Origin of the sequence: Donghicola eburneus, assembly GCF_900115865.1 — a bacterium.
Taxonomy (GTDB): Bacteria; Pseudomonadota; Alphaproteobacteria; order Rhodobacterales; family Rhodobacteraceae; genus Donghicola; species Donghicola eburneus.
The window spans coordinates 1-24425 of the sequence record NZ_FOXY01000001.1; the positions used below are offsets into that span (position 1 = coordinate 1).

Consider the following 24425-nt stretch of genomic DNA (forward strand, 5'->3'; position numbering starts at 1 on the left):
GGCAGAAAGTCATGGCTCTTTGCTGGATCCGAGCGCGGCGGAGACAGGGCGGCCTTCATGTACACTCTCATCGTCTCGGCAAAGATGAACGACATCGATCCACAGGCTTGGTTGGCTGATGTTCTCGCCCGGCTGCCCAACATGCCGATGTCGCGGGTGCAAGAACTTCTCCCTTGGAATTGGACAGCTCGATCCCTCACACAGGCCGCGTGACGATGCAGCTCAACAAGGTTCATTCCGTCAAAACCATCGAGCGCGTTGCGGCCGAACTCGGCGAAACTGTTGAGCGGATCTTTGAACTAGCGATCGATATGGAAACCGAAGACGGCGTCATATGGGTCTACGGCCTCGGCGACGACAGTGTCATCGCATTTTCTCCGTTCGGGATCGAAAACCTGAAAGAGCGCATCGAAATGGATCAAGACCACGCGCATTGACCGCGCCGTGGCCTACGCCGAATGCTTACGCTCATCTCGCGCCTGCGCTCCAACATGTCTCCACGCCGATAGGCAGCCTCAACGGCATTTGAGACCCTGTGGGCCAATGCGACTTCGGCCATATCTCCGGCGAACTCGGTACGCTCTGCCACCCAGTCACGAAAGGTCGAGCGGATACCGTGGGGGACTGCTGGGCGCTTGCTGGTTCGGTCAACGTACCCTTCGCCCCCTTTCTCGACGTCAGCCTTGTGCATGCGCTTCATTGCGGCACTAAGGGTCATATCGCTTAACATTCCGCCGCGAGGGGCAGGGAACACAAGGGGGGTTCCTTCGTGGCGTGGAAGCGCCTGTAACAGTGAAATGGTGTCTAGAGTGAGCGGGACGCGGTGTTCTCTGTCCATCTTCATGCGTTCGGCAGGGATTATCCAAATGCGCGCCTCAAGGTCGAATTCGTCCCAAGTCGCGCCGCGCACTTCTTGAGAGCGCGTTGCTGTCATAGCCAGAAATTCCAAGGCGCGATTGCCAATTCCTTTCCTAGAGCGCAGATCCGCGAACCAGCGCGGCGCTTCATCAATCTTCAACGCGGGCTGGTTCTCTGCCTTTGCGATTTTTTTCGGCTGGGGAAGTAACTCTTTGAGGTTTCCGGCCCAGCGGGCGGGGTTGTCGCCTGTCCTGTGGCCAGCAACCGTCGCCCAAGACAAAACGGCTTCAATCCGGCCTCTGAGGCGGGAAGCGGTTTCCGTCTTGTCCTGCCAAATTGGTTGCAATGTACGAAGAACATCTTGAGTTTGAATGTCGCCCACGAGCATCTTGCCCATTGTCGGCACAGCATAGTTGGTCAAGGTGCTGCGCCACTGGTTTCGGTGCTTGGCGTTCCGATATTGGTCGAGCTTGGCCTCAAGGTAGCGCTCGACGGCTTCTTCAAAGGTAAGACCCCGGCGCTGGGCGGCTGTAAGGGCTGCTCTGGCTGCTTTGCGCTCTTCGATAGGGTCAACGCCCGAGGCAATCAGTTCCTTCGCCTCACGGGCCTTTTCACGCGCTCTGGCTAATGACACTTCTGGAAACGCACCTAGACCGATTTCACGGCGCTTCTGTCCCACACTTGTTCTAAGTATCCATGACCTACCGCCCTTGGGCGTGATTTGTAGAAGTAAACCTGATACACCGCCTACGGCATGGGTCTCATTCCGACTTGTGCCAGAATGCTCAAGCCGCTTTACCTCTATCGCTGACAGTTCCTTCGCACGCTGTGGCATCTATACCCGCCTATCTACCCGCCAAAAAGGGTGCGCTCTATTGCGGCGCATTGCAACATGATACGACATGGAAAGTGGTGTATGGTATTGATAACAATACCATGTGCGACCGATTGTTACTGAATGCAAATGAATGCTGGCGGGCTTCGTCTCCGCCACTGAACGTGGCTAAGAATATTATTTACTCACTTTTTCAAAAAGCTAAGCTCTTCAAGGGTTTGACCAGTGCGCTAATTCCTTTGTCGTGCCGCACAAACCGCATTTCATAACTGTTGTGGATAGTGCGAAAAGCGGATTTTCGGCCAAGTGGTGTTTGTCATTTGCAGAGGCGTCTTCATACCGCCTTTAGTGCGACCAATTATGCGCAAGCGTCCCCCCCTCTGAAGAGCAAACGTCTCTGAGCGTTGGGGCTGCGGTTAGGTTGCTTTGAGTAGAACTGTTGTTCGCGGTATTTTGCAACCAGACTGGCCAACATGAGTGTATAAGGCCTGTTGTCTCTCACCGCTCATGACGGTTTTTAAAGCGTCGCGTAAGTCACTGAAGTGTTTGAGTAAGTCAGATTTCGGGTATTATAAAAACAACTCCCTTAAAGAATGCGTTGATCAGCAACGAGTTGCTTGTTGTGGAGCTAGAGAAGGAGGGACTTCAGACCGACTTTCTGCGGCTACTGAAGCCAGATCTGACCAGAAATGTTCTCCGCTGGTTTGCGAACCGCGGATCATGCTATTTACCGCGACTTCATACTTCAAAACCTTACGGCTTTGCCGCATTCAGGGTCAGAGCATTTGCGAGTGCACTCATCTTTGTTTTGGCAGAGTGCCGCTCGGTCAAATCCCCGAATAAATTGTTAAGGACGCCCTCGATATGCGCAAAGGCATCCTCTCGGTTCAATCCGCCGATCTGCAAGCCGCATCTCATCCAAATGCCGTCAATCAAAAGGCTCACGACATTCGCGCCGCGCTCTGCTTCGGCTGGGGTCATCCCAGTTTCTTTTAAAGCCGTGACCAAATTACTATGGAGCCGGCGATAGATCACGGTCTGTAGCCTCTGAAACTGCGGATTGTGAGGGACTTCGGCACACATGGAAATCCAGCCGTGGGCTACTTCGGGACGAAATGTCGTCGGCGAAAAATTGGCTTCGAGAATGCCATAAAACTTTTCCCAAGGGGTCGAGGCGAGGTTCATGAGGGCGACCGCCTCTTTTCTAAGCGTGGCATTCGCCTGCCGCAGTGCGGTTTCGATCAGGATCTGTTTGTTGGAAAAGTAATGCAGCACGCTGGCCTTTGAAGCCCCCGTGTGATCGGCAACGCGTTGTAAAGTCGTGCCTTTCATCCCGTGAATAGACAGAACTTCGAAGGCTGCAGTTGCAAATTCAACGCGCCTGATATCCGCAATGCTCTTTCGGCCCATGAACGTTACCTCCCGAAGCAGAGGTAGAATTTATTGACTCGTGGGTCAATGTATTCGTAGGGTTCATATACTGACCACGCGGTCAATCTATTGGTTTAAGAGGGAAGCAGATGATGAAATCGACAATCCTTGGTGGAACCGCAACCGCCGTGCTCGTGCTTTGTGCCCAACAGGCCGCGGCAAGTTGTGAAACTGTTCGAATGGCAGAACCAGGATGGTCTGATTTGGCGCTGACGACAGGCGTTGCCAGCACCGTGCTCGAAGGGTTGGGTTACACCGCGGAGACCAGTGTGTTGGGCATTCCGGTGATCTATGAATCCATGCTGCGCAGCGACTTGGATGTTTTCCTAGGGTATTGGGATCCGGCAATGGAGACCTATTATCAGGCATATCGCGACACTGGCGAGATCGAGACAATCCACCAAAATCTAGAGGGCGCAAAGTTCACCTTTGCCGTGCCGAAATACGTCTATGAGGCGGGCGTGACAGATTTTTCGGATCTCGCAGAACACGCCGAGGAATTTGACAGCCGTCTGTACGGGATCGAGCCCGGATCCAATGACATCATGCTGGATGTCGTGGCTACAGACGCCTTTGGTCTTGGTGATTGGAAGGTTGTCGAAAGCTCTGAACAGGGAATGCTGGCGCAGGTGAAACGCAGCGCACGAAAGGAAGACTGGATCGTTTTTCTGGCGTGGGCTCCACACCCGATGAATACGGAGTTAGAGATCGAATACCTGACTGGTGGGGATGATTTTTACGGTCCGAACTATGGCGGCGCGACAGTGCATACACAGGTGCGCAAAGGTTATCTGGATGAATGTCCCAATGTCGGAAAGCTGCTGACCCAGATGACGTTCGATGTGGCCATGGAAAGTGAGGGCATGGGCTATATCCTAGAGGACGGCGAGGATCCAAATGATGCCGCTGCAAAGCTGCTGAAGGCGCACCCCGAGTATCTGGAGAACTGGCTTCAGGGTGTCACCACCAAGGATGACCGAGACGGTCTGTCTGCCGTGCGGGCCCATCTTGGGCTCTGACATTCGGATCGACACGGTGCTTTTGCAAAGAATTATTGATGGCCCGTGCCCGATTTATGTCGAAGTGCGCGGGCGCGAAACGGCGCCCGCTCTTGTCTTGCTGTTGGGCCTCGGAATGCAGCTGGACGAATGGCCAAGGCCGTTTCTGGACAAACTCGCGCGTCACTTTCGCGTCGTTTGTATCGAGAACCGAGATATGGGGCGCTCGGGCCGATGTGGCCCAGACAAGAATGCGCAGGATGCTGCTCTGGGCGGGCATGCATCGCAGGTCGCGTATAGTCTGTTCGACATGCGTGACGACGTGATGCGCGTGACGCGCGAATTGAACCTTCCGCGCTTTGCTGTGGTGGGCTTTTCGATGGGCGGCATGATCGCACAGCTCGTCGCCGCCAAGGCAGGGGATAGGCTAACCGCTTTTGCGCAGATCTGTAGCTCTGCGGGAGAGGCAGAAGCCCCCATTCCGGCGGTCACCATGAAACGATTTGAACGCGTGGCGAAGGGCTTTGAGACTGATGCTGAGATGGTAGCGCATCTCGCCGATGACCTTATCTGGTGCGCTGCGCCGTCGCCCGTAAGCCCTTCGGAAGCTGTGGACTTGGCAACGGCGATGCAAAAATCAGGGTTCACAACCGGCGGCTATGGTAGACAATTGTCTGCTATAACGTCTTCCGGTGACCGGACCGAGTATCTGCAAAGGATCACAGCCCCCTCGTTGGTGATAGGCGCGGAGCAGGATCGCTGTATTCTTCCAGAGAGTTCGCATCGTGCTCATGCGTTGATTGAGAGAGCAGAGCTGAAGATGTTCAGCCACACTGGCCACAGTCTTGAGGCGTACATCCTCGATGACCTCGAAATGTGGTTGTTGGGGGCCCTTGGTCTCTCGCCATGAGGTGAGCACACCGCGTATCAGCTGGCCCGCATCGCGTCAGCCAGCGCAGCAGTATCTTCGTAAAAATGGTAGTCTACCAGTTTGCCCTGCGCAAAACGTGTAGTCAGGGCCCAGTCGCTCACAAAGGGTTTGCCGGATGTGTCGCTGATCTTAAATTCGCCTGGTTCGATCACAGCGCCAAAGGCAGTGAAAAATGCCTGTGCCCGCTCTGGTCCGATATGTGTGCCAAAAATCGGGTTTTGGGCGGAGGGTTCAGAGCGTTCATCCTGTTCTCCTGTCAACGCCGATTGCTGTGCCTCTGAATATTGATGGTTAGAAAACGATCCGTAATATGCTGAATTCGAACATTATCCGTTAAAAAATCTCCCGATGGGCCCGCACAATGAATTGGGATGATCTGAAACCGTTTCTGGCGCTGATCCGAGATGGCAGCCCGTCAGGTGCCGCGCGGTCGTTGCGCGTCGAGCGTGCCACGATCGCCCGCCGGATCGTTCGGTTGGAGGCCGCGCTCGGGCTTAAGCTCTTTGATCGTTTGGCACGCGGGTGGCGTCCAACGCCCGAAGCGTCGGCCCCTGTCGAGAAAGCTGAAGCCGCAGCTGGCAGAGGCAGATCTGGCTGTCCGCATTGGATCGGTCGAGGGGCAGGGGATCGCGCTGTTTCCGGACTTTTACGCCAGAGGATTGCCGCCTGTCGGGGATGCAGTCCTGTCGCGCCCATTGTATTTGACACTGCGCGAAGACAAAGCGCGCGTCTCGCGCGTTCGGCTTATTTCGTTGCGGAAGTGTTGACCAAGACGTTTCGATCAGAGCGTTAAGCCTTCCTTGCGAGCGGACAAAGAAATCGCGGTTCCAATTGCCGCTTGGCCAAGTGGGGTCAAACCTCTCAGGTCAAAGGGGGTACGTGGCCATCATTGAACACCTGAACCATCGCGTCGCGCAGGCGCGCAACGTCTTCATCGACCGAAGCTCCCATGTCGCAATGGAACGAAGGCAAAACCACCAGTCTGACACAGCCACTTTTTGGCACAAATTGCCCCCGAGGCAGCAATCTGTCGGACCCCAAGATAACAATCGGCCGAATGCTGCGTCCCGTGGCGCGCGCCGCCAAGACCGCACCTGCTTTAAATTCACCCAGTGAGGCAGTTTGGGTCCGTGTGCCTTCTGGAAACAGGACCACCGATCGCCGCGAGGCCATCTGTTTAACTGCTTCTCGGAGTGTTTCCATGGCGCGTTTCCCGCTCTTGCGGTCGATCTCTATCAAACCCGCACCGATAAAGCCGGTTCGGAGCAACGGGGTGTCAAACAGCTCTTTCTTCGCGGCAAAGGTAAACCACTTCTGATCTGGCACCGTGTCCATCAGGGTAAACCCGTCTAGATGGCTGCGATGGTTAATGACGATAATGCTGTTGGTATCGGTACTCAGGGTGCGCCGATCCGCCTCTGACATCTTTGCGCGAATACTCAGAAGCCACAAAAGCCGCGAGCATGCACGCTTTACAAGGCGCCAATACCATCCAGTGAAGCCTTGGCGCTTCGCGCAAAACAGCGGCGCAAAAGCGATGATAACAAAGTAAATCGGCCCCAACAGGATCAGGACCGTTCTTTTGGCGAACCTGATAGCAAAGGGGTCCAACGCCGCCTGCGCTGCGTCGCGAGTCTGCATAGTATCTTCTCCCATTGCCGTCCTTAATGGATTGTCTGCCCCGAATGCCACGTGTTGCCACCACCGAGCCAACGAAGTTGTGCATGTTTTGTAAAGAAAGTTGCACCGCGAAACGAGTCCGCCTGTGAGAGTTAAATCGACGATGGGTTCATTTGCCGACTCTGCGGCCCCTGACATTCACAGACATTGCGATGACTGCACCCCAAAGCTTTGGTCAGAAGCCATTCTTTGATTTGTGGCTTTCGGGCTAAGGTGACACAACTTTGCGAAGAAATTCGGAGATACCCAATGCTGCCTTTTTTAACATTAATACTCCTCTGTCAGCTTGCAGGGGAACTCGTCGTCGGAGCATTGGCCCTGCCTGTTCCCGGGCCTGTGCTGGGGATGGTGTTTCTTTTTCTCATCCTATTGATCCGCGGTCAGGTGCCGGCGCAACTGGAGCAGACGTCAAACGGACTGCTGCGGTCGATGTCCCTACTCTTCGTGCCAGCAGGAACCGGTGTGATCTTGCACTTCCAACTGCTTGGCGAGGCGTTGTTGCCGCTCGGGCTCGCATTGGTGATCAGCACTTTGGCGACCATCTTCGTCACAGGCTTGCTCATGCGCTGGCTAGGTCGGAAAGCATCTGATGGATAACCTACAAGAGACTTGGGTCTATCTCAGCGCGACACCTTTGTTTCACCTGACGCTGACCCTTGTCGCGTTTCAGGCCGCAAATTGGGTCTTCGAGAAAGCAGGGCGCAATCCACTGCTCAATCCGGTTCTTGGTGCGGTCCTTTTGGTCGTTGCTGTCCTGATCATGACGGGCACCGATTACGGGACCTATTTCGAAGGTGCACAGTTTGTGCATTTCCTTCTTGGTCCAGCGACCGTGGCGTTGGCCGTGCCGCTCTATCGTCAATGGCACCACGTGCGCCGCTCCGCCTTGGCCATCACCCTCAGCTTGATCGCTGGGTCGCTCACCGCCATTCTGACAGCGACTGCGGTGACTTGGGTGCTGGGGGGCTCTGGCGAAGTGCTGGCCTCTGTTGCGCCCAAATCGGTCACAGCCCCGGTCGCAATGGCCATCGCCGAAGAGCTTGGCGGCTTGCCCTCTTTGACAGCGGTTCTGGTGATCGTGACAGGCATCTTCGGAGCGATGTTCGGCTCGGCCGTCCTTAATCTTGTGGGGGTAAAGGACTGGCAAGCCCGCGGTTTGGCCATCGGCACGGCAAGCCACGGCATCGGTACTGCGCGCGCCCTGCAGGTCAATGAAACTGCCGGAGCTTTCGCGGGTCTTGCGATGGGTCTGAACGCGTTGGCGACGGCGCTGCTGCTTCCCATCATTTGGACCGTGTTGTCGAGGCTTTTTGGGATTTAACTTCTAAGCCGTGCCTCTTTGGGATTCCGCGCTGTTTCGGAATGCCCGGTTTAAGGGCGCGTCACATCAGGTTTCGCCAATCGCGCCAAAAATCGGCGCAGGTAGGGCTAGTGGGGTCGACTGTGCTGCCAATCCGTCCTTGATACTGCAGCTTTTCCGCGGCTAGATTTGAAGTATCGACTGAGTGGCAACTAGGGTTCCGGGCGATCAGCCGCAGGACCGAGCGTTGCAGAGACCGGGGTGTTCCTGGCTGCACCCAAGGGATAAAAGCCCAGGGGAGGAGACGTCGAGATCAACCGCGCACTTGCCGCGCATAAGGAGGTCTCAATGACGCTTGGCTCAGTCTTTCTTGTTGTTCTTGCATCTCTCATCCATGCCAGTTGGAACTTGCTGGCCAAACGGGCCGCATCGGTTGGCGCGGTTTTCGTGTTTGCCTACAATCTGGTGGCCTGCATTGCTTATGCGCCTTGGGTGATCTGGCTGCTTGGGCAGGGAAACATCACTTGGACACAGACAGGTATCGGCTTCATTGTCCTGAGCGGGCTGCTCCATCTGACCTATAGCCTGTGCTTGCAGCGAGGCTATCAGGTGGCCGACCTGTCCGTGGTATATCCCGTGGCGCGCGGGACTGGGCCGATGCTGTCGAGCATCGGCGCTTTCGTCATCTTGGGCGAAACGCCGACCGGAATGGGTCTGATTGGCCTTTTGCTGGTTGTGACAGGTATCGTGCTCATCGCCACACAGGGCAGGCTGTCCGCATTCTCTCGCCCCAGCGGCCTTGTCGGGGTTCGGTGGGGGACGACGACCGGAGGCCTGATCGCCTGCTACACGGTGGTTGACGCCTATGCGGTCAAGACGCTTGGGATTGCGCCAGTGGTGCTGGAGTGGTTCTCGAACCTTTTGCGGTTCTTCCTGCTGTTGCCGCTGGTGCTGGCCAATCCACGCCGCGCCATCGAGTCGATGCGTGGCTACTGGTGGACCGCGCTCGGCGTGGGTTTGTTGTCGCCGCTATCTTATATCTTCGTGCTTGCGGCGCTGACGGGCGGGGCGCCACTAAGTATCGTGGCCCCAATGCGAGAGATGTCGATGATGGTGGGCGCCCTTATGGGGATGCTCATCCTGCGCGAGGCGGTTGGCCCGTGGCGCTTGGTTGGATGCGGTGTGCTCATCGCGGGCGCGGTCTTGCTCTCAGCGTCATAGCGCGTGTTACCGGCGACACAGGTCCGGTTCCTATTGTCCACCGACAGCAAGCACAGCCCCGCGACGTGGCGTGCTACTGCTGCGGGCGCTCTGCCCATCCGGCAAAAATGCGTTCCAGCAAGACCACGACGTAATAAAGGATGATCCCGAGCACAGCGAGTGCGATGAGCACGGCGAACATAAGCGGATAGTTCGAGTTCGTCTGACCCGAAAGAAACAACGCCCCCAATCCACGCCCATGAGGCGAGATAATCTCGACCAGATTGGTGCCGATGAACGCGAGTGTGACAGAGACTTTGAGCGCGCCGAAGAACTCGGGCAAGGTCTTGGGCAAGGCGATCTTGCGAAAGATCGTAAATCGGCTCGCGCCGAGAGAGCGCAGGATATCGCGGTATTCAGGTTCCAGCGTCGACAACCCGATGCCAACCGATACAGCGATTGGAAAGAAGGAAATCAGAAACGCCATCAACACTGTATTGAAATTGTGCTGACCTATGAACAACAGCGCGAGGACGGGCACCAGTGTCGCTTTGGGGATCGCGTTAAACCCCACCAAAATGGGATAGAGCGCGTCGCGGGCAATTCGAGAAAACCCCATGACCATCCCCAGAAGCGTGCCAAACAGGACTGCCAAGGCGAGGCCTGCCACCGTCCGCCAAAGCGTTTGCCAGCTGCCGATCAGGAACAGTTCCCAGAATTTGCTATAGGCGGCAGGCAGGTCAGATGGCGAGGCCATCACATAGTCGGGCCAATTGTTTGCCCACACCAGAAATTCCCACAGAGCCACAAATAGTATGATGGCGGCAAAGGGGACTGCAATCTTTTGAAAGGTCTGCATCAGTGGCCTGCTACGTCGGCGTTGCGCCCTTGGGCGATCTTGATTTGCTCGCGCAATGTCGCGAGCATGTCGGAACACTCGGGCGTGTACAGCCCGTCGAGTTTCCGCTGTCCATCCTGACCCGGGTACTGAACATCCAAAACAAATTGGGTTGTCGCGGGACGGCCGGACAGAACAAAAACCTGATCCCCGAGATACACGCTTTCGCGCAGATCGTGGGTGATCAGCACGGCGGTAAAGGGTTCTTTTGCACGCAATTCGTGCATCGTCTGCCACAGGTCTTCGCGCGTGAAGGCGTCCAATGCTCCGAACGGTTCGTCCATGATCAGGACCTCGGGCTTGTGCACAATGGACCGGCACAGCGATGCGCGTTGCCGCATCCCGCCTGACAACTCTGATGGACGTTTCGCCTCAAAACCTGACAGACCGACCAGCGCGAGGAGTTCTTCGGCTCTCGCGATTTTCTTGGCGCGTGGCATCGACGGTGCGACGATTTCGAGTGGTAGGATCACGTTATCCAAAATGGAGCGCCATTCCAGCAGGACAGGGTTCTGGAACGCCATCCCTACAGTTTTGCGCGGGGACTTCACGAGATTGCCGTGGAGCCAGACCTCGCCCTGATCCGGCTTCATCAGTCCGGCCACAAGCCGTGTCAGGGTCGATTTTCCGCATCCCGAAGGACCTACAACGGCGGCGAATTCGCCTTCTGGCACTGACAAATTCAGATTGCTCAGGACAGGTAGCAAGCCTTTGGGCGTTTTGTAGGCGTGGGTCACGCCCTTGATGTCGATCAGATTGGTCATGCGTATGCTTGACTGCCGGCAGAGGGCCGCCGGCAGTCGATACCTTTACTGGAGCATCCGCAGGTCTGCGGCGGGCAGGTAGCTGCCATCAAAATATGTAGAGATTTCTGGCTCTGTGCTGAACTCGTAGACCGATTTGGTCTGTTCAATAGCCGTGGTCATCCTCTCTTCATCAATACCGCCAATGCCGTTTTCCTGCACGTAATCGGTCAGAACATTCGCGTCGATCGCCATTTGCAGGCGCTCTGTTTCCAGATCGGCATCTGCTGCCGGATTCCGTTCGATCAGGGCTTCGATGGCTGTGGCGGGGTCCGCGATGGCACCTTTCCAACCCGCTGCGATTGAAGTCAGGAAACCAGTGACGACTTCGGGGTTTTCACTAGCGTAGTCGGTGTTGACGATGATCGCGTTGCCATAAAGCGCCACGCCATAGTCGGCCATCAACAGTACGCTCTGATCCTCCATCGGCACGCCAAGGCGTTTGAGGTTCAAAGTCGACGAGAACGAGAAGCCCGTGACCGAAGCAACCTTGCCTTCGGCGAGCATGGGTTCGCGGGTCGGGAAGCCCACAGGCTCTACCGTGATCGCGTCCATGTCGAGATCGTTCTCGGCGGCAAAAATCGGGAACTGTGCCCAAGCGCCATCCGGCGGCGGTGCGCCTAGAACCTTGCCTTCCAGATCTTTGGGCGTTTCAACACCCAGTGACTTGCGCCCAACAACGGCAAAGGGCGGCTTGTCATAAATCATCATGACGGCCTTGACCGGTGCCTCCGGGTTTTGGTCAAGGAAGCGCATCAGGCTGTTGATATCGGCAAACCCAAACGGGAATGCGCCGGTCGCAACTTTCGGGATCGCATCCAAGGAACCCTGACCTTCTGTAATTGTCACATTCAGATCCGCGTCCGCGAAAATACCTGCGTCGATTGCGTGGAAGTAGGGAGCGGAGGGACCTTCGAACTTCCAATCGAGTGCGAATGGAACATCCGTTTCCGCTATGGCGACGCTGGATGTCCCTGCCATGGCGACTGAGGCAGCGAAGGCTGCAGAGATGAAGCGATTAAACAAGATTTCCTCCTGAGAATTACACAACAGGACTGTTCATCACGTATTGCTGAGTGGGAATTCTTAGCGAGGCTTTGGCACTGAAAGAACCGGTTTACGTGGCGCTGTGCTATAGAATTGATCATATGGTCTAAAAAAAGTGCGGTGTGGCGGCAGGCGCACGAGGGGTCTCGGCAGAACGATCATTCTTCCACGGTCGCATAGAAAGGAAACGCCTCGTTTTTCGGCACGGCCCACGCGCAATGCGCCAATCGTTCTCGCAGAGTTAGACACTTGGCGGCAATGCTGCATTCTGGGCCCGAGTCGACGCGTTGATGGCATTCTACAGGAATGTATTTGGCGTCGTCTTAGGCAGCATTTAGCAAACGGGTAGCGACATGATTTCAGTCCTTGGGAGCGTTTGGGCACTTCTTCTCGGCACGCTTCTCATCATGCTCGGCAACGGGATGCAATTTACACTGATCGGTCTGCGTGGGGATATCGAAGGGTTCTCTGCGGGGACACTCGCGATCATCACGTCTGGGTATTATATCGGGTTTCTTTCAGGCGCGCGGGTCACACCCATTCTCATTCGCAGGGTGGGCCACGTCCGCGTTTTTGCCGCACTCGGGAGCTTCATGTCCGCAGGTCTGATCGCCCTTCCACTGGCCGCAGAGCCTTGGGCCTGGACACCACTGCGGCTGGTAATCGGTTTTTGCATGGCTGGGGTCTATGTGTCCGCCGAAAGCTGGCTCAATCACGCGGCAACCAACGAGTCCCGAGGCAAGATTCTCTCAGCCTATATGATTGCTCAGACGATAGGGATTATTGGCGCGCAGTGGCTGCTCACTTTGGGCGATGCGGCCACGTCAGTGTTGTTCATTGTCGCCTCAATCCTTGTTTCGATTTCTTTTGCCCCGATCCTGTTATCCGTCACGCCAACGCCTGCCGTCACTGTGACGCAACCGATGTCTTTGAAGCGCCTGTTCAAGGCTGCGCCATTGGGCACTGCTGGGACCTTCTTTCTGGGCAGCATTTACGCGACGCAATCGGGGATGGCTGCTGTGTTTGGAACTCAAATCGGCATGTCCGCACCGCAAATCGCGCTCTTCGTCGCGATGCTGTTCGCAGGGGCGCTGTTCTTGCAGTTTCCGATCGGCTGGCTGTCCGACAACATGGACCGCCGAAAACTTATTTTTGGGTCAGCCTTGCTTGGGGCCGTTGGCTGCGGACTGGGCCTGGTTTCGGAGATGCGTTCAGAGTTGCTGCTGGTTGCTGCATTTGTCGCGGGCGGTGTCACGACGCCCCTCTATTCGCTGTTCCTTGCGTACACGAATGACGACCTATCCCCGGATGAAATGCCCGCCGCATCAGGTGGTTTGGTGTTCATCTTTGGCGTCGGAGCAATCGGGGGCCCGCTGCTATGCGGTTGGGCTATGCAGCTCATCGGTCCCAATGGCTTTTGGCTCGTGCTCACCGCGACCTTTGCCATGATCGCCGCCTACGCCCTATACCGTATGACACAGCGTGCCTCGACGCCGGTGGAAGAGACCGAGGCCTACTTGAACATCATTCCCACCGCGTCTCCGGTTGCCATCGAAGCTGCCACAGCTTGGTCTGTCGAAAATGTCGAGGAGAAGCAGGCTGACGCTTGACGCGATGTCTTCGTGGGGGCGTCATTGGGTGGTCTCCGCTTTTTATGCGGCTGAGGGGTGGGGGCATACCAAGCATTGATTTCAGGGTCGGCACGGCCTTGATGCCTGGGCATGCGGCTGCAGGCGGACAGAGATCGTGTGCGATTTTTGTCGGTCGCGAGAAGGACACCGCGTTGCCATCAGTCGCCGAAGGGGAATGTGCGCCGAAGGCTGTCCCGCACGAAGCAGCATGATTTCTGAAAGCCAACTTTAACCAAGTCGCGAGCCAATACCCCTCGGTTCTCTCGGTGAACCCAGCAGCGTGGATGAACAAAGCCTTTCGGCTGCCCGAGCGGTCTCAGAGCAAAATCGACCAATATCAAGAGCGCGCCCTGATGTAAGGCGCGCTCTTCATGGATCGTTTTGGCAGGATCAGACGTTCCCCTTGGCCATTTCGGACGCGATGTGGTCCGCCTGACGGATCGCCAGAGCGACGATGGTCAGGGTCGGGTTCTCTGCCGCGCCCGTCGTGAATTGCGAGCCGTCCGAGATGAACAGGTTCGAAATGTCATGGGTCTGGCCCCAACGGTTCACAACGCCATCCCGTGCATTCGCCGACATCCGGTTGGTGCCTAAGTTATGTGTCGACGGATAGGGCGGCGTCGGGAAGACGCGGGTTGCCCCGACGGCCTCGTACATTGCCATACCCTGTTTGTAAGCGTGGGCACGCATGGCCTTGTCGTTGGCGTGGTCGCTGAAGTGGACGTTCGCCACGGGCAAGCCGTGCTGGTCCGTCACGTCGTGGTTCAGGGTCACGCGGTTGGTCTCTTGGGGCATGTCTTCGCCCACAATCCACATGCCAGCCATGTTTTCATAGCCATCCAGAGCGGTGGTGAACTCGCGCCCCCATGCGCCCGGATCCAAGAATGCCGCCATGAACGGGATACCAAGGCTCAGCGTCTCCAGCTCGTACCCGCCAACAAACCCGCGCGAGGGGTCGTGGCGCGCTTCGTCCTGAACGATGCCAGCCATGGTTGTGCCGCGCCACATGCGCACGGGCTTGTCGAACACCGCGTAGACCGAGCCGGTCATATGCCGCATGTAGTTGCGCCCGACCTGACCCGAGCTGTTGGCCAGACCATCTGGGAACATCGAGGATGCCGAGTTCAGCAGCAAACGCGGCGATTCAAACGAGTTGCCTGCAAGGCAGGCAATCCGCGCCTTCTGCATCTGCAGATTGCCGTCCGCGTCAAAGTACTCGACGCCAGTGACCTTGCCTGCTTCGTTGTGCAGGATGCGGGCAACATGGGCACGCTCGCGCACCTCAAGGTTGCCGGTCGCCTCGCCTGCGGGGACTTCGGTGTAAGCGGTGGACCATTTGGCACCCCACTTACAGCCTTGGAAGCAGAAACCGGTCTGTTGGCAGGGAATGCGGTCGCCATCGTCGCGGGTCTGGATCGCCATGCGGCCGGTGTGGACCTTCTCGTAGCCCAAGGCTTTGGCGCCCGCTTCGAACACTTTGTAGTTGTTGTTGCCTGGCAGGCCGGGGCGGTTGCCGGTGCGGGTCACGCCCATCTTTTCTTCGGCTTTGGCGTACCACGGGTCCATCTCAGCCGCGTCAATCGGCCAGTCCAAGAGGTTCGCGCCCTGTACCGCGCCATAGTTGGTCGCCGCCTTCCACTCATGCTCTTGGAAGCGTAGGGATGCGCCAGCCCAGTGGGTGGTGGTGCCGCCTACCGCCTTGACGATCCACGCGGGCAGACCGCTGAAATCCTTGGCCACGCGCCAGTCGCCCGACGTGGTGCGCGGGTCGGTCCAGGCCAGTTGGCCAAAGCTTTCCCATTCATCGTTGATGTAATCGTCAGGCAGATAGCGTCCGCCTGCCTCGAGCGCGACGACCTTGATGCCCTTCTGGGCCAGTTCGTTCGCCAATGTGCCGCCACCGGCGCCAGTGCCGATGATGACGACCACGCTGTCGTCATTCAGATCAAAAGGTGCAGCCATAGTTATTCTCCTCCCCTATGGCCTTAAAGCCAGTTGATGTCGTCAAAGCCGCGGTCGATGTAACCACCCTGAGAGAAGCTCTCTCCTTCGTAGCCAAAGATCGGCCACACGGCTTTCTGGTTATAAAGACCGGTCACGAGCCCGCCTCGGATCTGCTGGAAGAACGCGCTTTCCTCCATGCCGCGCAGAATATCCACGCGGTCGCGTTCCCAGCCCATATCGAGGTAAGAGCTAAAGCCCTTGCCCCGAGCGGCGGCATCCAACGCTGCCAAACCTGCGATGATCGCAGGGGCCGCATCTGTGGTGTCGTAGCCTTTGACGGCGGCGACGTAGTTTTCGTCGGGGATGCGGTCGTGGGGGTAAATGTCCCGCGCCATCTGGACCAGCGTCGCTAAAGCCCGCGCGTCCAGATGGCTGGTTTCATAGGCCCAAGCCGCGTTCGGGGCCGCGACAAAGCCGGAGCCCACCACAAATGCCGTCCCTGCCGCGGTGGCCCGCGACAAAAGCTGGCGACGAGTCAGCCCCTGAGGGCGCTCTGTACGTTCCATTCTAATCTCCTCCCTTAGAATGCGTGATGTCAGGTGTGCGTCACTGGAAGCGGCCCGACCTTTCGAGCACTTCGATCTGGTAACCGTCCGGATCAGCGACAAAGAAGAACCGCCCCACCAATTCACCGGCAGGTGCGAACTCGACGAGTTTGCGGGGATTCAGGCCCTCGGCCTCGAAGCGGGCGTGTTCGGCGGCCAGATCGGCGACAGACACGGCAAGATGACCGTAGCCGTCCCCCAGATCGTAGGATTCGGTGCGGCCCTTGTTGATGGTGAGTTCGACCTCGAACCCGGTTTCGTCATTGCTCATGTAGACAAGCGTGAAATCGGGGAAGTCCAAGCGGTCGGCGACAGATAGACCGAATGCCTTGGAGTAGAACGCGACGGATCGGTCCTCGTCGAGGACGCGGATCATGCTGTGGATGGCTTTGGCCAAGGACACATCTCCTGAATTGGTATCTTTGTTTGACCAATTCAGAATGCGCGAATCTGAAAATGCGTGGGTAGTAGCAGTGTACTACACGCCAGATTGGGCGAAATTCAGCCTCTAAACCTTATTCCGCGGCAACGGCCAGCGTTTGCTCTTGATGGGCTGTTGCGCTGCTTTGGCCCATAAAAATAAGGCAAGCTGTGCGAAGTAACGACGTAAAGTTCACGGGTTCTCCGCGTGCTTCCAGCACCTCGGAGTGCAGGCGCGAGATAAACGCGGGCGTCGAAACGCCGTCCGCCTTGGCGATTTGGTCCAGAATGTCCCAAAAGGCGTTCTCGAGCCGGATGCTCGTGCTCTGGCCATTCAAGCGCAACCGGCGTGTGGTTGATGTGTAGCGAGCTGGGTCTTGTCCTGCAAAAACCTGGCACATGATGCAATCTCCTCCTATCGCAGATATCCACGGTACTCCATTCCGCGCCGATCCGTCTACAAGAGGGCGTTTGCGCCAAGGCGTCGCTGGATGCTTGGAGAATAACGGGCGCAGCCCCGCCCGATTTAGGGCAGGGGCAATATTGCACGAGAGCTGGTCCTGATTTCGCGCGCCTCAGATCGGCGTTGGGCGCCCGGTGATGTAGACTTGGGTTGCGCTGCCTGTGGCTGGGGCCTGTTTGCCCCTTAGGGCAAATCAATGTAGTCGGCAGAGACGTATCCGGTGATACGGGGTGCATCGGCCAGCGAGACGCGGCACCAGAGTTGGCCAATCTCGGTCACGCAGTCACGGCGGTTCAGCACTGTGCCGTCTGGCAGTCCAAGCACCACGCGAAAGCCCAAGCCAGGTCCTGCGCGCAGCTTGAGCAGCTCATCAGGACCCGCGCCTCGCACGACGGTGCGATCATAGGTAACGCCCCCACAACTGGCGAGAAGCGTCAGGGCGAGAAGAACGGAAAATTTGCGTGAAACCATGCTCGGACCTCTTTTGTTTTCTTTCTGACTACCCGATCTGCTGTAACTTCGCTACCGCAGCAAACGGGTAGGACACAGGTCCAAGGGGTTTTACATCCAGCGATCCAACAGTCTGTACCAGAGGGTCGCTCGGACGATCCCAGCGCGGTGTGTGAATTTTGGCGGCAGGTCTGGGGCGGGCCCGACAGGGACCGGCAGCGTGCTGGTCGAACGGTTGGCCGCAATCGCCTCTCCCATCAACAGGCCAAAGGCTGTGCCCATCGCGACACCGCGCCCCGAGTAGCCGTGCGCCGTCCAAAGGCCAGGTTGCGGCTGGTCAATGCGTGGCATGAAGTCCCGCGTTAGCCCGATCCGGCCGCCCCATCTATGGGTGATCTTTGCACCTTTGAGCGCAGGATAGAGCGCGACCATCGCCTTTTCGACATGGGCGAAGTCGCCGTCTGTCTTGGGCCCGTCCACCTTGCCACGGGTGCCAAAGACGATCCGGTTGTCTGGAGTTTTGTTCCAGTAGAGCAGGATCCTGCGGCTGTCCGATGCACAGGGGCCCTCGGGCAACAGGCTGTCTGCGATGGATGGCGGCAATGGTGCTGTTGCGACGATCTGTGAATGGGTGCTGACCATGCGGTCGGACATGCGCGGCTCTAGTTTGTCCGTCCACGCATCGGTGGCGATTACGACAGTTTTGGCTTTGATTTTGCCCGCAGGGGTCTGCAGGTACCAGTGCCCGCCACTGTAGGTTTTGTGCGTCACGCGGGTCTGGCCATACACCCGCACCCCAAGGGAGTGCGCCGCCCGCGCCAAGCCTCGGGCATAGGAGAAGGGCTGCAGTACCCCGCACTCTCGGTCGATCAGCCCGCCGATATAGGCGTCAGAGCCCACAGCTTTAGCGGTCTCTTGTCGGTCCAAGAGTTCGACGCCGGTGACGCCGTCTTTGACCCATGTGGCATGACGATCCTGTACGCTGCGCAGGCCCGCCGCGTTGTGGGCGGGCAAAACCCAGCCCGTCTTGCGCAGTTGGCAGTCGATTCCGAAACGTTCGACCAAGCCATAGAGCATCTCGGCATTGCGTGTGCCGAACTCGAACATCGCATCGCCCGTTTCGCCAAAGCGTTCGGACAGAGCGGTGCGGCCCATTTTGAACCCGCGAATGACAGCCCCCGAATTGCGCCCTGATCCGCCCCAACCAGGTCCTCCGCCATCGATTAAGACCACGTCACGCCCCGCATCCGCCAAAGATATGGCGCAGCACAGACCAGTGAACCCTTCGCCTACGATCGCGATCTCGGCAGAGGTGTCTCCGTCCAAAGGAACCGAAACATCCGGTTCGGACGCGGTCTCCATCCAGAGCGACGGGAAATGGTGAATGCAGTCCTTGTCGATATCCATATCAAAGGCCTTTGGGGAAAATGTCAGGAAAGGCCGGGCCCTGTAGACTGGTCATGCAGGCGCACGGTCGTGTCGTAGTGGTAGTCAAGTTCGGCCTTTGCTGTGTTCGCATCGCCCCGTTTCAGGGCGTGTAGAATCCGCAGGTGGTCCTCATAGGCCGCAGAGGGGCCGTTGTCCTTGCCGATCTCGTCCGACCGGATCAGGCGCACACGGTCCAGCAGCTTGCCCAGTTCCTGCACCAGAGTGGGGTTGCGGCCCATGCGTGCCAGCGCAAGGTGGAATTCGGCGTCACTGGCCGAGAAAAGCGCGCGATCTTCAGCCTCTACCAGTTCTTTTTGATGCTCCAAGAGACGGGCCAGCTCTTCGAAATCCTCTGGCTCTCCATGTGCGATCGCCAGATCGACGGATAAATATTCCAGCGCTGCGCGCATGCGGTAGGTCACCTGCACGGCCTTGTAATCATAAAGACGCACGCGATAGCGCCGACCGTGACGCTCTAGCAGGCCTTCATGCTCTAGTTGGCGCATCGCATCTCGGGCGGGCAGGCGGCTGGCCCCGAACCAAGAGGCGACCTCTTCTTCGCGCAGAATGTCGCCCATGCGAAAGCGGTGAGACAGTAGGCGGTCTTTTAGTTGCGCATGGATATCCGCCGCACGAGTCGGGGTTTGGGTCGGTGCAGGCTGAGTGAGCGAATGATCGGTCATATCTTGATTCGGTATACTGAGTTTGACGTTTGGGCAAATTTAAATGCGAGAGCTGCCGCGAAGGGGCAAATTATGTCCTTTCAGTATACCCAATGGGATGATGTTTTGTGCATTGCCGCGTGGATGTTGCTGAATGCATATGCAACAGCCAGATTAGATGATCCTCATATTCGCCATCATTTTGAATAGCCTGACGCATGCTCAAAGCTGGCGTGCAGAGGGCATGTTCAAGCGTAACGCTGATCCCGCCGCCCTTTGATGAATGGGGTCGGCCATCCTGCAGGGTATACTGAAATGACATTCACCAAGATCGCACTCACCGCAGCCGCTCTGGCGTTCGGCGCCCTACCGGCCATGGCCGAAACGCTCAAGGTGGGGTCTACCCCGACCGGCGTGCCTTTTACTTTCCTTGACGTGTCCAGCGGCGAGATAACAGGCATGATGGTCGATGTGGTCAAGGCGATCGGTGACAAGGCGGGGTTCGAGGCCGACGTGCAGTCTACCGACTGGGTGTCCTTGCTGCCTGCGCTGCAATCGGGCCGGATCGATATCATCTCGGCTGCGATGTCGATCACCGAAAAGCGTAAAGAGGTCGTCGACTTCTCGGACCCGATCTTTCCATATGGCGAGGGGCTGGTGGTTCGTGCCGATGATGACACCATGTACACTGCCGGTCTGACAGAGACGGCGGGCAAGACCATTGGTGTCCAGCAGGGCACCAAATATCTGACCGATCTTGAAACGCTCGAGGGGATTGGGGACATCAAGGTCTACGAGAACATCGCCGACATTATGAAAGAGGTCGAACTGGGCCGCATTGATGTGGGCTTTGCCGACCAGCCGATCATGGCCTACCAGATCGGGCAGGGGAAATTCCCAGAGCTCAAGATGGCCGAAGGCTACGAGCAGCAGTTCGTCGCGCCCTTGGGTCTGGCCATCGCCAAAGAGCAGCCTGAACTCCTAGAGCGGATCAACACTGGCTTGGCCGAACTCAAGGAAAGCGGAGAGCTGGATGCCTTGATCGCCAAGTGGAATCTGGATTGATCGCTGGACACCCCAGACCATGATGAATTTTTTGACGGATGCGCAGGCTTACCTGCCCATCCTCCTCCGCGGGGCGGCGACAACGGTTGGTATCGCGTTCTGCGCGTTGGTGATCGCGACGCTCTTTGGCCTCGTGCTGGCGCTGATACGGTATTCGGGCAATCCTATCCTGTCGTGGACCTCGCGCAGCTTTGTGAATGTGGTGCGCGGCATTCCGATCCTTGTCCAGTTGTTCTACATCTACTTTGTTTTGCCTGACTGGGGCATCGACCTGACCGCATTTCAGGCTGGGGCCATCGGCCTCGGTCTCGCCTATTCCTGCTATATGGCGGAAAACTTCCGTGCGGGCCTAGAGGCCGTAGAGGATGGCCAGATCGAGGCGGCACAGTCTATTGGCATGGGCTGGGGGATGACCATGCGTCGCGTGATCCTACCCCAAGCCTTCCGAACGGTGCTGCCGCCCTATGGCAATACGATGATCATGTTGCTGAAAGACACCTCGCAGGCCTCTGTCATCACCGTTGCCGAGATGACGTTTCAGGCGAAAATGCTGGCAGCGTCCACGTTTGAAAACCTGACCGTCTACACGCTGGTGGCAGGGCTCTATCTTACATTGTCGGTGCCGCTGTTCATTCTGGCATCCTGGCTTGAACGGAGGTTCGGCAAGAAATGATCGACATCCAAGGATTACACAAAAGCTATGGTGATCTTGAGGTCCTGAAGGGCATCGACCTGACCGTCAAAAAGGGCGAGGTCGTCTGCCTGATCGGCGCATCCGGATCCGGAAAATCGACGCTTCTGCGCTGCGTGAATGGGCTAGAGGTCTACCAAGGTGGGGCGATCCGCGTGGATGACAGACTGGTCGAGGCAGAGCGCAAGTCCATCCGCGACATCCGCACCCGCGTGACTATGGTCTTCCAACGGTTCAACCTGTTTCCGCACCGCACAGCGCTCGAAAATGTCATAGAAGGTCCGATCTACGTCAAAGGCGAACCTCGTGCCGAGGCCGAAGCTTATGGCCGAGAGCTTTTGGCGCGTATCGGATTGGCGGACAAGGCTGATGCCTATCCCGACCGTCTGTCCGGCGGACAACAACAGCGCGTCGCTATTGCGCGCGCGCTGGCTATGCGACCCGAGGCGATCCTGTTTGACGAGCCCACTTCGGCTCTTGATCCGGAATTGGTAGGCGAGGTGTTGGCCGCAATGCGCCAACTTGCCGAGGAGGGGATGACCATGCTGGTCGTAACCCATGAGATGGGCTTCGCCCGAGAGGTGGCCGATCGGGTGCTGTTTATGCACGGCGGCCTGATTTTGGAAGAAGGCCCCGCGGCCGAGGTTCTCGGCAATCCGCAACATGAACGCACCCGTGACTTTTTAGGGCGCATTCTGGAACACGGCTAACCTGTTCACGCATCGTGACATCATTGGGCCGCATCGCCGCAAAGGATTGCGGTCCTTTGCTTTTGCGGGCTGCAGGGTTGGCCTAATCTAATGATGCGCTAGAACGTGGATTAGATAGAACAGCTTTCGATAAGCAGGCTGTCATGGTAGTCCGAACCTCCCGAGAGTGTGTATTTTGCGGGTCACTGCGGCGCGGCGGCTGCATTCGGTTTCATCAGTGCTCTGTTCCCCATTCCGGCGCAATGCCGGGTCAATGACTTGTCACGATGGAAGAGCGCATGAACTTCGGCAAACTCAAAACACGTCTGATACAGGGCTTGGCCCTGATCGCAGCGGCGCTTGCGATGGGCGAGTTGCTGTTGATGATGCCGCACAGCGCGCTCGATATTTTGGTGTGTTTTGGCACTATTGCTCTCTTGGTCGCTCAAGTGTTCTGGAAGCCGCAAGAGCATGTGACCAAGGGGCTTGTCGTGCTGCACGCCGATGCCGCGCTGAACCTCTTGGCCGCGATCTTAATGCTGCTCAGCAAGGACAGCGCACATCTCGAAGACTTCCGCGCCCATTCCATTGTTTTCCCGCTCACGGCGTATTTGCTTTGGTTCTCGCGCCACATGACCACCAAATTCACACGAGTGAGCTTTGCCTTCGGGCTTGGGGTCGCATCCTTGGTGTCTGTGAGCGCCTTTGCCTTGATCAGCATCGTCTTTCATTTCATCGTGCCGCCATCGGGGGTCTTGCAGGTGAGAACCGACGCGATGCCGCTCTTTTCGGCGCTCTTGGTGCTGATCGTCGCGGGAAATGGGTATCTGGATCGGCTGCGCTACCCAGAGGACATCACCCGCAGGACCCTTTTGATTTTGCTGGCCGTGGCCTTGATCACCAGCGCGGGGGCACTGACCGCGCGGCGCGTGTTTATGGATACGATGCTAAACGTAGAAGCCTCTCGCGCCCGCACACTGGCCGAGATTTGCGCGCATCGCATCGAAAACGAACTGGCCAATCTGGCCGAAGCCTTGGACCGCATGGCCGATCGCATCGCTGTGGGCGCCTATCCGGACATTGCAGCATGGCAGAGTGATGCGGACAACTATGTTACTGGCTTCGATAGCCTTTCTGGCATTGGCTGGATGGACGAGAATTTCCGCTTCATGCAAGCCTCTCCGGCGGCCCTGCTGCCGATGGGAAAAGAGGTCGGGCCGGATTTCAGTCCGGTGCGCAAAGAAAACTTGCTGCAAGCTGCCGAGACCCAAGAGGTCACTGTGTCTGCCCCCTTTGAATTTGGTCTGACGAAGGCGCAAGTCGCTATGGTCGCGCCCATCGTCAGGGATGGGCAGACTATCGGGCTTCTGGGAAATGCCCTGAATCTAGAAGCCCTGTTTTCTGAGATTTCCAGAGAGGTGGGAGACACGTTTGCCTATTCCGTCACAGAGGGCGAGCAATTGGTTTTCGCCAAGGGTAACGCGCAAGACTTCCACGTTCAAAGCACCATTCGTGCGATCAGCCGCGATTGGACGCTGTCGGTGCCGATTTCGGGCGAGGCGTTCATTGAAGCCTATGTCTGGGGGCAGCGATTTGCCTTTACGCGCATTCTGGCATTCATCGTGATCGTTTTCGCGGTGGAGCGGGCACGACTGGCACAAAGCAAAAACCAGAAACTACAGGCGCGGAATTCGGACTTGGTCGCAGCACAGACAATCATGGAATCCCAAGAAGCCGAGATTTCGCTGATGCGCTCGTCCTTGGCCCATGATCTGAAGTCCCCGATCCGAAACGTGCGAACTGTCACCACGATGTGGGACCAGTTGAAAGAGGCCAAGGGCCTGACCGATCAGGATCTGAAGGACCGCATTCTGGACAACCTGACTCGTCTCGAGAAACTGAGCCTGTCGTTCACGGACTTCCTGTCGGCCCGTGTGGCCTTGGTCCAGAAAGAGCCGATGGCTCTGACCGATTTCCTGCATGACGTGGAACGGCGGTTTGCGGATCGATGCCGGATTAACGTGCAGACAGATGGTCCGATGGTAATCGAAACCGACCGTCTGCTTTTGGCCCGGGTGTTCGACAATCTGGTCGAGAACGCGATCAATGCGTCCGAAGATGGCAATGTGCAGATCACAGTCTCGGTTACAGAAGCTGCCGGTCTTTACAGCATCCACTTCCGCGACAATGGGCGGGGCATCCCCGCAGCGCTTCGAGAGCGGATTTTCAAACCTTTTGACACAGGCGATGGCAAGCGGCGTCCGGACTCTTCGGGGTTGGGTCTGACCATTGTGCGCCGCTTGATCGGCAATCTGGATGGGACAGTGACGTGCGTCGATCCGGGCGCACAGGGCGGTGCGGTTTTTGTTATCGAATTGCCCAAAGCCTGAGGCACG

General features: G+C 57.4%; 27 protein-coding genes. 13 read left to right on the top strand and 14 right to left on the bottom strand.

Annotated features, from left to right (window positions below; all coding sequences use genetic code 11):
• Both BM225_RS00005 and BM225_RS00010 read left to right on the top strand, forming a co-directional pair.
• Window positions 1-213, top strand: a 213-nt coding sequence (locus BM225_RS00005; RefSeq protein WP_143095329.1) for a transposase domain-containing protein, incomplete at its 5' end; no start/stop codon positions are given.
• On the top strand, window positions 174-437 hold the full coding sequence (locus BM225_RS00010; protein WP_245780382.1) for a hypothetical protein: 264 nt from the start codon (window positions 174-176) through the stop codon (window positions 435-437). The genes BM225_RS00005 and BM225_RS00010, both read left to right, overlap by 40 nt.
• Here BM225_RS00010 and BM225_RS00015 read toward each other — a convergent pair.
• Entirely contained in the window at window positions 419-1693 is a 1275-nt protein-coding gene (locus tag BM225_RS00015; protein ID WP_092463590.1) for a tyrosine-type recombinase/integrase, read from the bottom strand. The genes BM225_RS00010 and BM225_RS00015 overlap by 19 nt on opposite strands.
• A gap of 753 nt (window positions 1694-2446) precedes the next feature.
• Window positions 2447-3103 carry a transcriptional regulator BetI gene (gene betI, locus BM225_RS00020; protein ID WP_072705914.1) on the bottom strand — a complete coding sequence of 219 codons (657 nt, stop codon included), beginning with the start codon at window positions 3101-3103 and terminating at the stop codon, window positions 2447-2449.
• Window positions 3104-3213: 110 nt separating this feature from the next.
• Here betI and choX point away from each other — a divergent pair, with 110 nt between their 5' ends.
• Together choX and BM225_RS00030 are read left to right on the top strand one after the other, a co-directional pair.
• Entirely contained in the window at window positions 3214-4143 is a 930-nt protein-coding gene (gene choX, locus BM225_RS00025; RefSeq protein WP_338060975.1) for a choline ABC transporter substrate-binding protein, read from the top strand.
• On the top strand, window positions 4097-5032 hold the full coding sequence (locus tag BM225_RS00030) for an alpha/beta fold hydrolase (RefSeq protein WP_072705915.1): 936 nt from the start codon (window positions 4097-4099) through the stop codon (window positions 5030-5032). The genes choX and BM225_RS00030 overlap by 47 nt, the downstream gene beginning before the upstream one ends.
• Before the next feature lie 17 nt (window positions 5033-5049).
• On the opposite strand, the gene BM225_RS00035 is transcribed toward BM225_RS00030, so the two are convergent.
• On the bottom strand, window positions 5050-5313 hold the full coding sequence (locus tag BM225_RS00035) for a nuclear transport factor 2 family protein (protein WP_072705916.1): 264 nt from the start codon (window positions 5311-5313) through the stop codon (window positions 5050-5052).
• Window positions 5314-5414: 101 nt separating this feature from the next.
• Here BM225_RS00035 and BM225_RS22380 point away from each other — a divergent pair, with 101 nt between their 5' ends.
• Window positions 5415-5846 carry a helix-turn-helix domain-containing protein gene (locus BM225_RS22380; RefSeq protein ID WP_072705917.1) on the top strand — a complete coding sequence of 144 codons (432 nt, stop codon included), beginning with the start codon at window positions 5415-5417 and terminating at the stop codon, window positions 5844-5846.
• Between the two features lie 68 nt (window positions 5847-5914).
• Here BM225_RS22380 and BM225_RS00045 read toward each other — a convergent pair whose 3' ends face one another.
• Window positions 5915-6694: a lysophospholipid acyltransferase family protein gene (locus BM225_RS00045; protein WP_177218548.1), complete on the bottom strand. Its 780-nt coding sequence runs from the start codon at window positions 6692-6694 to the stop codon at window positions 5915-5917.
• Window positions 6695-6982: 288 nt separating this feature from the next.
• Here BM225_RS00045 and BM225_RS00050 point away from each other — a divergent pair, with 288 nt between their 5' ends.
• The 3 genes from BM225_RS00050 (at window position 6983) to BM225_RS00060 (ending at window position 9254) form a co-directional block, all read left to right on the top strand.
• A complete protein-coding gene (locus BM225_RS00050) occupies window positions 6983-7330 on the top strand; it encodes a CidA/LrgA family protein (protein WP_072705919.1) in 348 nt (115 codons plus the stop codon).
• Complete coding sequence (locus tag BM225_RS00055; protein WP_072705920.1) at window positions 7323-8054, top strand: LrgB family protein; 732 nt, start codon at window positions 7323-7325, stop codon at window positions 8052-8054. Before BM225_RS00050 ends, BM225_RS00055 begins: the two co-directional genes overlap by 8 nt.
• A gap of 327 nt (window positions 8055-8381) precedes the next feature.
• The gene (locus BM225_RS00060; RefSeq protein ID WP_072705921.1) at window positions 8382-9254 is read left to right on the top strand and encodes an EamA family transporter; all 873 of its coding nucleotides are present in this window, start codon (window positions 8382-8384) and stop codon (window positions 9252-9254) included.
• Window positions 9255-9327: 73 nt separating this feature from the next.
• Here the strand turns inward: BM225_RS00060 and BM225_RS00065 are convergent, their stop codons facing one another.
• The 3 genes from BM225_RS00065 to BM225_RS00075 are packed head-to-tail and all read right to left on the bottom strand — an operon-like array spanning window position 9328 to window position 11915.
• Window positions 9328-10092 (bottom strand): ABC transporter permease, encoded by a 765-nt coding sequence (locus BM225_RS00065; protein WP_072705922.1) that lies wholly within the window; start codon window positions 10090-10092, stop codon window positions 9328-9330.
• Window positions 10092-10895: an ABC transporter ATP-binding protein gene (locus tag BM225_RS00070; protein WP_072705923.1), complete on the bottom strand. Its 804-nt coding sequence runs from the start codon at window positions 10893-10895 to the stop codon at window positions 10092-10094. The genes BM225_RS00065 and BM225_RS00070 overlap by 1 nt, the downstream gene beginning before the upstream one ends.
• 45 nt (window positions 10896-10940) lie before the next feature.
• Window positions 10941-11915: an ABC transporter substrate-binding protein gene (locus BM225_RS00075; protein WP_092463761.1), complete on the bottom strand. Its 975-nt coding sequence runs from the start codon at window positions 11913-11915 to the stop codon at window positions 10941-10943.
• Window positions 11916-12334: 419 nt separating this feature from the next.
• On the opposite strand from BM225_RS00075, the gene BM225_RS00080 reads away from it, so the two are divergent.
• Window positions 12335-13591, top strand: a complete 1257-nt coding sequence (locus BM225_RS00080) for an MFS transporter (protein ID WP_072705925.1) — start codon at window positions 12335-12337, stop codon at window positions 13589-13591.
• A gap of 411 nt (window positions 13592-14002) precedes the next feature.
• On the opposite strand, the gene BM225_RS00085 is transcribed toward BM225_RS00080, so the two are convergent.
• From BM225_RS00085 to BM225_RS00115, 7 genes are all read right to left on the bottom strand, one after another.
• On the bottom strand, window positions 14003-15574 hold the full coding sequence (locus BM225_RS00085; RefSeq protein WP_072705926.1) for a GMC family oxidoreductase: 1572 nt from the start codon (window positions 15572-15574) through the stop codon (window positions 14003-14005).
• Between the two features lie 23 nt (window positions 15575-15597).
• Window positions 15598-16122: a twin-arginine translocation signal domain-containing protein gene (locus BM225_RS00090; protein WP_072705927.1), complete on the bottom strand. Its 525-nt coding sequence runs from the start codon at window positions 16120-16122 to the stop codon at window positions 15598-15600.
• Between the two features lie 40 nt (window positions 16123-16162).
• The gene (locus BM225_RS00095; protein WP_072705928.1) at window positions 16163-16558 is read right to left on the bottom strand and encodes a VOC family protein; all 396 of its coding nucleotides are present in this window, start codon (window positions 16556-16558) and stop codon (window positions 16163-16165) included.
• Window positions 16559-16676: 118 nt separating this feature from the next.
• On the bottom strand, window positions 16677-16982 hold the full coding sequence (locus BM225_RS00100) for a ribbon-helix-helix domain-containing protein (RefSeq protein WP_072705929.1): 306 nt from the start codon (window positions 16980-16982) through the stop codon (window positions 16677-16679).
• 245 nt (window positions 16983-17227) lie between these two features.
• Window positions 17228-17515: an SH3 domain-containing protein gene (locus tag BM225_RS00105; protein WP_072705930.1), complete on the bottom strand. Its 288-nt coding sequence runs from the start codon at window positions 17513-17515 to the stop codon at window positions 17228-17230.
• Between the two features lie 90 nt (window positions 17516-17605).
• Window positions 17606-18901: an NAD(P)/FAD-dependent oxidoreductase gene (locus BM225_RS00110; protein WP_072705931.1), complete on the bottom strand. Its 1296-nt coding sequence runs from the start codon at window positions 18899-18901 to the stop codon at window positions 17606-17608.
• Between the two features lie 23 nt (window positions 18902-18924).
• Window positions 18925-19605 carry a GntR family transcriptional regulator gene (locus BM225_RS00115; RefSeq protein ID WP_072705932.1) on the bottom strand — a complete coding sequence of 227 codons (681 nt, stop codon included), beginning with the start codon at window positions 19603-19605 and terminating at the stop codon, window positions 18925-18927.
• A gap of 294 nt (window positions 19606-19899) precedes the next feature.
• On the opposite strand from BM225_RS00115, the gene BM225_RS00120 reads away from it, so the two are divergent.
• The 4 genes from BM225_RS00120 (at window position 19900) to BM225_RS00135 (ending at window position 24419) form a co-directional block, all read left to right on the top strand.
• Window positions 19900-20649, top strand: a complete 750-nt coding sequence (locus BM225_RS00120; RefSeq protein ID WP_072705933.1) for an ABC transporter substrate-binding protein — start codon at window positions 19900-19902, stop codon at window positions 20647-20649.
• A 19-nt stretch (window positions 20650-20668) separates the two neighbouring features.
• Complete coding sequence (locus BM225_RS00125; protein ID WP_072705934.1) at window positions 20669-21322, top strand: amino acid ABC transporter permease; 654 nt, start codon at window positions 20669-20671, stop codon at window positions 21320-21322.
• Window positions 21319-22050, top strand: coding sequence for an amino acid ABC transporter ATP-binding protein (locus tag BM225_RS00130; RefSeq protein ID WP_072705935.1), 732 nt, complete (start codon window positions 21319-21321; stop codon window positions 22048-22050). Before BM225_RS00125 ends, BM225_RS00130 begins: the two co-directional genes overlap by 4 nt.
• A 278-nt stretch (window positions 22051-22328) precedes the next feature.
• A complete protein-coding gene (locus BM225_RS00135) occupies window positions 22329-24419 on the top strand; it encodes a sensor histidine kinase (protein ID WP_177218549.1) in 2091 nt (696 codons plus the stop codon).
• Window positions 24420-24425 lie beyond the last annotated feature (6 nt).

Bases quoted from the DNA above. Each gene is read 5' to 3' on its own strand.
- BM225_RS00015 (WP_092463590.1), bottom strand. From the start codon at position 1,693: ATGCCACAGCGTGCGAAGGAACTGTCAGCGATAGAGGTAAAGCGGCTT.
- betI (WP_072705914.1), bottom strand. From the start codon at position 3,103: ATGGGCCGAAAGAGCATTGCGGATATCAGGCGCGTTGAATTTGCAACT.
- choX (WP_338060975.1), top strand. From the start codon at position 3,214: ATGATGAAATCGACAATCCTTGGTGGAACCGCAACCGCCGTGCTCGTG.
- BM225_RS00030 (WP_072705915.1), top strand. From the start codon at position 4,097: ATGACCGAGACGGTCTGTCTGCCGTGCGGGCCCATCTTGGGCTCTGAC.
- BM225_RS22380 (WP_072705917.1), top strand. From the start codon at position 5,415: ATGAATTGGGATGATCTGAAACCGTTTCTGGCGCTGATCCGAGATGGC.
- BM225_RS00045 (WP_177218548.1), bottom strand. From the start codon at position 6,694: ATGCAGACTCGCGACGCAGCGCAGGCGGCGTTGGACCCCTTTGCTATC.
- BM225_RS00050 (WP_072705919.1), top strand. From the start codon at position 6,983: ATGCTGCCTTTTTTAACATTAATACTCCTCTGTCAGCTTGCAGGGGAA.
- BM225_RS00055 (WP_072705920.1), top strand. From the start codon at position 7,323: ATGGATAACCTACAAGAGACTTGGGTCTATCTCAGCGCGACACCTTTG.
- BM225_RS00060 (WP_072705921.1), top strand. From the start codon at position 8,382: ATGACGCTTGGCTCAGTCTTTCTTGTTGTTCTTGCATCTCTCATCCAT.
- BM225_RS00065 (WP_072705922.1), bottom strand. From the start codon at position 10,092: ATGCAGACCTTTCAAAAGATTGCAGTCCCCTTTGCCGCCATCATACTA.
- BM225_RS00070 (WP_072705923.1), bottom strand. From the start codon at position 10,895: ATGACCAATCTGATCGACATCAAGGGCGTGACCCACGCCTACAAAACG.
- BM225_RS00075 (WP_092463761.1), bottom strand. From the start codon at position 11,915: ATGGCAGGGACATCCAGCGTCGCCATAGCGGAAACGGATGTTCCATTC.
- BM225_RS00080 (WP_072705925.1), top strand. From the start codon at position 12,335: ATGATTTCAGTCCTTGGGAGCGTTTGGGCACTTCTTCTCGGCACGCTT.
- BM225_RS00085 (WP_072705926.1), bottom strand. From the start codon at position 15,574: ATGGCTGCACCTTTTGATCTGAATGACGACAGCGTGGTCGTCATCATC.
- BM225_RS00090 (WP_072705927.1), bottom strand. From the start codon at position 16,122: ATGGAACGTACAGAGCGCCCTCAGGGGCTGACTCGTCGCCAGCTTTTG.
- BM225_RS00100 (WP_072705929.1), bottom strand. From the start codon at position 16,982: ATGTGCCAGGTTTTTGCAGGACAAGACCCAGCTCGCTACACATCAACC.
- BM225_RS00105 (WP_072705930.1), bottom strand. From the start codon at position 17,515: ATGGTTTCACGCAAATTTTCCGTTCTTCTCGCCCTGACGCTTCTCGCC.
- BM225_RS00110 (WP_072705931.1), bottom strand. From the start codon at position 18,901: ATGGATATCGACAAGGACTGCATTCACCATTTCCCGTCGCTCTGGATG.
- BM225_RS00115 (WP_072705932.1), bottom strand. From the start codon at position 19,605: ATGACCGATCATTCGCTCACTCAGCCTGCACCGACCCAAACCCCGACT.
- BM225_RS00120 (WP_072705933.1), top strand. From the start codon at position 19,900: ATGACATTCACCAAGATCGCACTCACCGCAGCCGCTCTGGCGTTCGGC.
- BM225_RS00125 (WP_072705934.1), top strand. From the start codon at position 20,669: ATGATGAATTTTTTGACGGATGCGCAGGCTTACCTGCCCATCCTCCTC.
- BM225_RS00130 (WP_072705935.1), top strand. From the start codon at position 21,319: ATGATCGACATCCAAGGATTACACAAAAGCTATGGTGATCTTGAGGTC.
- BM225_RS00135 (WP_177218549.1), top strand. From the start codon at position 22,329: ATGAACTTCGGCAAACTCAAAACACGTCTGATACAGGGCTTGGCCCTG.